Source organism: Dysosmobacter segnis (genome assembly GCF_014297285.1).
GTDB classification, from domain to species: Bacteria; Bacillota; Clostridia; order Oscillospirales; family Oscillospiraceae; genus Oscillibacter; species Oscillibacter segnis.
The window spans coordinates 1-7,217 of the sequence record NZ_JACOQI010000043.1; the positions used below are offsets into that span (position 1 = coordinate 1).

Genomic DNA, 7,217 nt, shown 5'->3' on the forward strand with positions numbered 1-7,217 from the left:
AAGAGGGAGAGAAACTCTGCTGATACCCTCTGTTTTTTGCTCGTGCCATTGTTCCTCCTTCCCTATCACATTACACTTATATTATAACTCTGTCCGGGGAGGACAACAAGGATGCCTCCACTTCGGGACACTTTGTCTCGAAGAAGCAAAACGAGCTGTAACCGAAGTTACAGCCCGCTTTTTTGCCGGAGCAGGAAGTCCGTCAGTGTGTCCTGCAAGGACGGCCCGCTTTCCGCAAATTCAATCTTTACACCGATCCCACCGATGCAAAAGCAGTATGGATTTTCTACCGCCTGCAAAAACAGAGCGATCCGCTCCTCCCGGGGGAGAGAGGTGTCAAAGGCCATACCGCTCACATCCGGCAGGGACTCGGGAGCCACTGCGCCGATGTCAACGCTTTTCATTTGTTCCAGTTCCTTTGCCGTTAATCTCACGGTAAAACCTCCTTATCAAAAATAGGATACGCCTCCCGCATATCGTGGGGAAACGCAAGAGGGCAGCACCTAAACGATGCTGCCCTCTTGTCTCACTCCATGTAAGTATAAAATAGAGAACGCCGCTCCCATTTTCTTGCCCTGTCCAAAGACAACCATACTCAGAGCGGCGTTCCCTCGCAGATAAGAGGGCAGCTGGGGAGACAGGCGGCCAGCCTGTCCTATGCCGGATCGTGGCCGTGGCTTGGCCCAGCCCAGTTGCGGCGTTGGCGTTGTTCGCTCATTCTTCCAAAGAAAAAGTCACAGCGCACCCGCCGTCCGGCTCCTCGGACTATGCCCGGGGCCGCCGCTGTTTATCTGCGGAAAGAAGAATATCTTCTTTCATAAACCGAGACATTTTTTCATCATTTCCAAGTGGGGAAAATGAAAAAATCAAAAAGTTTTTTTCATGCGCTCAAGGCCACGCTTGATCGACTGGCGGACAGACTCCTCGTGTACGCCCTCGGCCTCGGCAATTTCCTTGATGCTCTTTCCGAGAATGATGTGGGCATCAATCCTGCGGCCCTGGATCTCCGGTAAAGAGTTGAGTGCGTTCCACAGACGGATGAACAGCTCCATGCGCTCCAGAAGCTCCTGGGGCGTTGGCTCATGCAGGCAGGCAGAATATTCGATCCCGTCATCGCAGTCCAGAGAATACTGCGCCTTATGCCGGGAGAGCCGCCGCTGGTAGGCCATTTCATAGCGGGCATCGGCCTTGAATACCTCGGCCACCTCGTCAGAAACTTCGATAAGCTGATCCTGCGTGTACCAATAATAAAAATCTTTCAAATTGATAGTAGTCATCGTAAAATCCTCCATTTCAGTTTGTTCGGGGTTGGTCGGAAACGAAATGGAGCAACGGCGGAGAACGGCACCGCACCTCGGGACACTTTGTCTCGAAGTCTGGAAAGCAAAATGCGCCTGTGCGACACAAGGCCGCACAAGCGCACGAAAAAGTATTATCGGTTATGTACTGTTTAATTTCATGTTCAAAACCGAACTGCTCCGACGGAGGGGCTACGCTTTTTTTAGCTGGTGCAGATCACGCGAACAATGAAATAATAAAATGAACACGGCAAAATAACCTCCCATCGGCTACCGTGTCCCTACAAGTCGTCATTGGTTTGTGTAGACGCAAAGAAACGGCGGCTCTGAAAATCAAAGCCGCCGTTTCAAATGGGCGTGTTGATAGGCTGCTGTACGACGGCTTTTTTTCTTTTGCCGTCGTGCGGCAGCTTGTTCCTTTTGCGCTTATCTTAACAAGCAATCCTCACAGAAATGTCACTGACACACGCTGTTTCGACAGAATAATGGGCTGAAATCTCACGAACCTGTGAGATTTGAAAAACCGGGAGAATAATCTCCCGGTTTTCATCGCAAATATTTAATTCTGCCGCAGTCTCTCTACAACGCTTTGCTTAACATTTTGCATGAAAGTTATGACGGGGGTTGCCAAGCAGACCAGCAAAACAATAGCTGCGACAACCAACAGAGAAATTACAGGATAGTGAAAAGCTGCATAAGGAACCATTCTTCTAAAGGCTGAGTATATTGGAATATATATCGCTGTTCCCAGTGTGGCAAGCAGTAGGAAAGAAATACTCCAATAATACCCGCCTTCCCAAAGCAATACATTTCTAATTTGCTTTTTCGTCATTCCTATACTTTCAAGTGTTGCAAATTCATGTTTCCGAGTATTTACACTAACAACCATTGTGTTAATGAAATTCATAATTCCTATCAGCAAAAATACAGCGGACAACCCTGCGGCTATAATCCTTGAGGTCAGCAAATATCCGGCCATTTCTTGCTGCTTTTCATATCGTGACAGAATCGTAATGCCCGGTGACGAAGCAGTAATGGATTGAAGCTGCTCCATAATCCCTTTGTCATAACTGCTATCAATCGTATCAAAAGCAATCCGAAAGATTTTGGTTTCTCCAGACAACTTCTCTATTGCCTGCTCACTGATATACAAATCAGGGGCAGTACCTCTCTCATTTCCTCGACCACTCTGAAAATCAGCGTTCAGAAAGCCAGTTGCCACTGTAAAGACCTGTTCCCCGGACTCACCGACAACGGTGATTGCTTGCCCTGGCTGAATCAATAGGTTTCCCTCATCATCCGTCATAGCGGGCAAAACCACCAACTCTCCCTTTTCAAAGGCGGTTAAGTCAATAGGCTTATCAAGCGTTTTATTAAGTTCTTCGATATATCTGGAATCTATTCCGTAAACGCCGCTCCAAAAATTATCTGTATAGTTTTTTCGTGTTTCCGCATTTGAAAGATCAAGACCTGATACGCCATCCAAGGAATCAATATATTTCCCGAATACATTTTCGTCGTAAATGACATCCATAGTGGGCCACGGTGAAGCAGAATAAGTGACGCGCAGATTTTCAATTCCCTGCATTGTTTCAATTTGCTGCAACATTTCATCAGTGAGCAGGTTTCCTTCTTCGGAAATGCTGTAAGTCAATGCGAAATCACTTTCTCCCCATTGATTTACAAAATTGTCGGGACTTAGGCTTGATAGTAGACCAGCAGAAACCAAAAACAATATTAAGCCTAAAAATAAGGACGCAAAAGTAAGGAAAGCGCTTTTAGGGTTTCTAAAAATATTATCTCGTGCCATCCGAGATAATTTTGTTCTATGGCTCTTATGATCTCGGTAACTCCTTGTATTTGCCTCCGTATAGCGTGAAGCCGCAACAGGAGAAATACTTGCAGCTATTTTCGCTGGTTTCATGCTGCCGATGATTGCAGTAAAAAATGTGAAGATTGCGGCACCCGCAAAAATAATGGGGGAAAAGGACACTATCTCCCCAAGCTCTGTATCGCTTGAGTACATCATATTCATGGCAAACGGAACAAGTCCAAGCGAAACAATACCACCGACAATCAGGCCGCTGGGAATACCGATCACCGCCGTTCTGAATATTTGAGAACGCACGATCCGCTTGATTTGTCTTTTTGTCGTGCCTATCGTTTTAAGCTGTCCATAGAATTGTGTATCTCTTGAAATTGAGATATACAGAATGTTATAAATCAGCAAATAGCCGCTGATAATGATAAAGACGATAATAGCAGCCAGTGGAAGAACAATTGTGGTGGAATTGCTCTGAGCAATAGGTACAATTTCAAAGGACTGACTTTCTGTAAACGAAATCTTCCGTTTTAGTTTTTCACAGGATCGCAGGGCATTACTGCCATCAGAAAAAGAAATCATTGCGGTAGACACACCATCAAAGGGAAGCCCTGTTTGTGTTGCAAAAAGCTCCGAAACATAAGCGGCACCACGGTTGCCTGCACGTGAAGCCGAATAATCTATGTAATAGCCCGACAAAACAAATTCATCGGAGATATATTGATAATCTGTTCCGAGTTGATAGGAAAGGAAAATATTCATCCCTATCTGTGGATCATCAATCCCCATTGCACGCAAAGCCCATGTAGGGAGCATAATTTCATTTTTTGCTTGCGGATAATCTCCGTGTATATCCGAAATTGTTGGTACACGGTGTTCTTGCCATTCTGTTTCGTCTATCCAAGTAATACTCAGCAGGGCATCGTCCATTCCAGATGTATCAATGCTGCCCAATCTCTGACTGACACCAACTACGGATACCAAGCTGGATCGGCTCAATTCTTCATATTGTTCTTCTGAGAGGCTTGTAATTGCCACATCCGCAGTCGTGCCCATCGCACGAATTTGCTGCATTTGATAGGTTTCAAAATAACTGCACCCCAAACTAAATACAGATGTAATCATAAAGGCGGTCAAGAATAATGTGATGGTAACGAAAACATTTCTCTGCTTATTAGCGCGGTAGCTTCTTTTGGCAAGACGATTGATTGTTGCCTGATTATTGTTCCCAAATAAAATATCATCCATCAATGTCACCCCCTGTCACTGTGCGATTTTTCCGTCCTCAATACGGATAATTCGGTCGGCAAGCTGGGCAATTTCATTGTTATGGGTAATCATTACAAGCGTTTGATGGAACTTCTGACTTGTAACTTTCAGCAAACCAAGAACATCACTACTTGTCCGGCTATCCAAATTGCCTGTCGGTTCATCTGCAAGTATAATAGCTGGTTTGGAAACAAGGGCGCGGGCAATCGCTACACGCTGCTGCTGGCCGCCGGACAGATTGTTAGGCATACTGTTCAGCTTCCCATCGAGAGCCAACATTTTCACGACTTCATCCATAAACCGCTTGTCCACGGTATCACCATCCAGCTCCACCGGCAGGACAATATTTTCATAGACATTCAGCACAGGAACAAGATTGTAATTCTGAAAGATAAACCCGATGTTACGTCTGCGGAAGATGGTAAGCTGTTCATCCTTGAGTTTCGATAATTCTTTCCCTTTTACTTTAATACTGCCGGAAGTTGGCGTATCTAACCCGCCCATCATGTTCAGCAAAGTAGACTTACCGCTGCCGGAAGTACCAACAATGGCAACAAATTCACCTTCCTCAATGGATAGGGTCACGCCATCCAATGCTTTTGTAATGTTCGGTTCGGTGCCGTAATATTTCTTCAAATCTGTCGTTTGTAATATGTTCATATAGAACACCACCCTTTCTTTTTGATGGCTCTATCATAAAAGGTAAACCTCACAGAAATGTCACGGGAAACAAAATACCTCTGTTTAATTAAATCTCAAATGTCATAGGCCTGTGACATTTTGTTTTTTAGCGTACTTATTTTATTGTCGAGGCAGAAAGACGGAAAAAGTTGAACCCCTCCCAACCTCGGATGTTACCCGGATATAACCGCCTTGCAAGGTTACGATCTCACGAGCCAGATATAGACCAATACCAATTCCATCTACATCATGTACGATGTCCTCTCGATAGAAACGCTTGAAAATTGCTCCCTGATGCTGTTCTGAAATGCCAATGCCTGTATCTGCAATGTCGATTTTCACATACATTTCCCAACTTTCAACCGAAACACGGATTTGACCGCCCTCCGGCGTATATTTCACTGCATTGTCCAAAATATTGAACAGTGCTTCGCTTGTCCATTTTCTGTCATGGGAAACGACCAAGTTCTCCGGGCAGTCCACTTGAACATTGATCTGTTTTTTCTCGGCGTTCAGAAGAATACCTCCCAATGCGGCGGCAAGCGTGTCATAAAGCGGCTGGCTTTTCTTTTTCAGAGAAATAACACCTGTTTCCAAACGAGAGGTTTTAATCATAGCCTGCATGAGAAAATCCAGTTTATCAAGCTGGCTGGCCTGTGCCGTTAGAAACTCTTTTTGTTTTTGCACAGGGACTTCATTTTCAAGCAGAGTGCTGTTAATCATTTTCAAGTTCGCAATCGGGGTCTTGACCTGATGGGAGATGTCGGAAATCAGTTCTTGCAGGTCAGCCCGTTCTTGTGCAATGCCGTTCTTGTTTTCCTGCATGACTTCATATAAACGGTTCAGCCGATATTCAATTTTATAGAAAAGACTTTCTTCTTCCACAGTCTGTTTCGGCTGCATATTCCCGGATAACATATCATCCATTAAACTGCAAAAAGCATCGGAGAACATTGCCAGTTTGCGGCGAACCAGCACCATAAAACAAACAGCGCAAACCAGCACAAAAATGCCGAACAATAATACATACCAGACAGCGGTTATATTTTGGGTCAGCCCATACAAAGCTGCTGAAACCGTCCCCATTGCCACCAGCAGGAGAACAGCAAAAAAGATACAGGCTTTGTTGACGGAAAGTTTTCGCACATTCATTTCAGCACTCCTCCGATCCATATATAGCCCATACCATATACCGTTTTGATATACTGACGGTCAGGTGTTTCGATTTTGTTTCGTACCCGGCTGATCGCCGCAGTCAGAGCGTGTTCATCCACAAAATTTCTGTCTGCGTCCCACAGCTTTTCCAACAAGACTTGCCGGGTCAAAACAATCTGCGGATTTTTCATCAGGATTTTCAAAAGTCGATATTCCAGTGGGGTGAATGTAAGTGGCTTTCCTGATAGAGTAGCACTCATTTCTGAAAAATTGATGGTCAGTGTGCCATCCTCATAAGTATCACCACCATATTGTTTTGTCAGCCTACCCAGCACTACCGCTAATTTCTTTTGAAAGACGCTCATAGGGAAAGGTTTTGTCACATAATCCTCTGCGCCCAGTTCATACCCTTTGAGCATATCGCTTTCCATATCATTTGCGGTCAGAAAAATAATAACGGTATCAGGGCGACGCTCTTTTATTTCCCGGCAGAAGTCAAAACCGTTCCCGTCCGGCAAATTTACATCCAGCACAATCAGGTCATAGTCCTGCTTTGTCAAGAAACTACTGGCCACTGATTTTGTCAGTGCAGAATCAACCGTATAGCCCGCAGTATTCAAGTTATAGCATAAAGTATTATTCAAAAGCCGATCATCCTCGACTACTAAAATTCGCATGGTATCACACTCCTTCATTTTCAGTATAGCACCCAAATGTCACAGAAACCTCACAATATTTCTGATTTTATTTTAGATACCAACCTCTGATCTTCGGGACAAATTGTCCCAAAGTTATAGGTATATTGTACCTCACATTTCCGCGATCATCAATTTTGCGTATGTGAAATTAAATAGTCAGTAGTATGAAATACACAGTCGTTCAAATAATATCACATGAAATGTAAAATCATATCAGGTGATGTTATGAAGATAGAACGAGATGAAAGACGCTTTGATTTTCACGATATAGGGCTCGCCATCAAGCGTGCAAGA

Annotated in this window: 6 protein-coding genes; all 6 read right to left on the reverse strand. The window is 44.5% G+C overall.

The window, feature by feature from the left end; all coding sequences use genetic code 11:
* Nucleotides 1-167: 167 nt before the first annotated feature.
* Nucleotides 168-434, reverse strand: coding sequence for a DUF6870 family protein (locus H8Z83_RS18245; protein ID WP_054328128.1), 267 nt, complete (start codon nt 432-434; stop codon nt 168-170).
* A gap of 432 nt (nt 435-866) precedes the next feature.
* A complete protein-coding gene (locus H8Z83_RS18250) occupies nt 867-1,277 on the reverse strand; it encodes a sigma-70 family RNA polymerase sigma factor (protein WP_187016358.1) in 411 nt (136 codons plus the stop codon).
* Nucleotides 1,278-1,857: 580 nt separating this feature from the next.
* Nucleotides 1,858-4,368 carry an ABC transporter permease gene (locus H8Z83_RS18255; protein ID WP_187016359.1) on the reverse strand — a complete coding sequence of 837 codons (2,511 nt, stop codon included), beginning with the start codon at nt 4,366-4,368 and terminating at the stop codon, nt 1,858-1,860.
* A gap of 15 nt (nt 4,369-4,383) precedes the next feature.
* On the reverse strand, nt 4,384-5,049 hold the full coding sequence (locus H8Z83_RS18260) for an ABC transporter ATP-binding protein (RefSeq protein ID WP_005335790.1): 666 nt from the start codon (nt 5,047-5,049) through the stop codon (nt 4,384-4,386).
* A 141-nt stretch (nt 5,050-5,190) separates the two neighbouring features.
* Nucleotides 5,191-6,222: a sensor histidine kinase gene (locus tag H8Z83_RS18265; RefSeq protein ID WP_187016360.1), complete on the reverse strand. Its 1,032-nt coding sequence runs from the start codon at nt 6,220-6,222 to the stop codon at nt 5,191-5,193.
* Nucleotides 6,219-6,902, reverse strand: coding sequence for a response regulator transcription factor (locus H8Z83_RS18270; protein WP_187016361.1), 684 nt, complete (start codon nt 6,900-6,902; stop codon nt 6,219-6,221). Before H8Z83_RS18270 ends, H8Z83_RS18265 begins: the two co-directional genes overlap by 4 nt.
* Nucleotides 6,903-7,217 lie beyond the last annotated feature (315 nt).

Bases quoted from the DNA above. Each gene is read 5' to 3' on its own strand.
- H8Z83_RS18250 (WP_187016358.1), bottom strand. From the start codon at position 1,277: ATGACTACTATCAATTTGAAAGATTTTTATTATTGGTACACGCAGGAT.
- H8Z83_RS18255 (WP_187016359.1), bottom strand. From the start codon at position 4,368: ATGGATGATATTTTATTTGGGAACAATAATCAGGCAACAATCAATCGT.
- H8Z83_RS18260 (WP_005335790.1), bottom strand. From the start codon at position 5,049: ATGAACATATTACAAACGACAGATTTGAAGAAATATTACGGCACCGAA.
- H8Z83_RS18265 (WP_187016360.1), bottom strand. From the start codon at position 6,222: ATGAATGTGCGAAAACTTTCCGTCAACAAAGCCTGTATCTTTTTTGCT.
- H8Z83_RS18270 (WP_187016361.1), bottom strand. From the start codon at position 6,902: ATGCGAATTTTAGTAGTCGAGGATGATCGGCTTTTGAATAATACTTTA.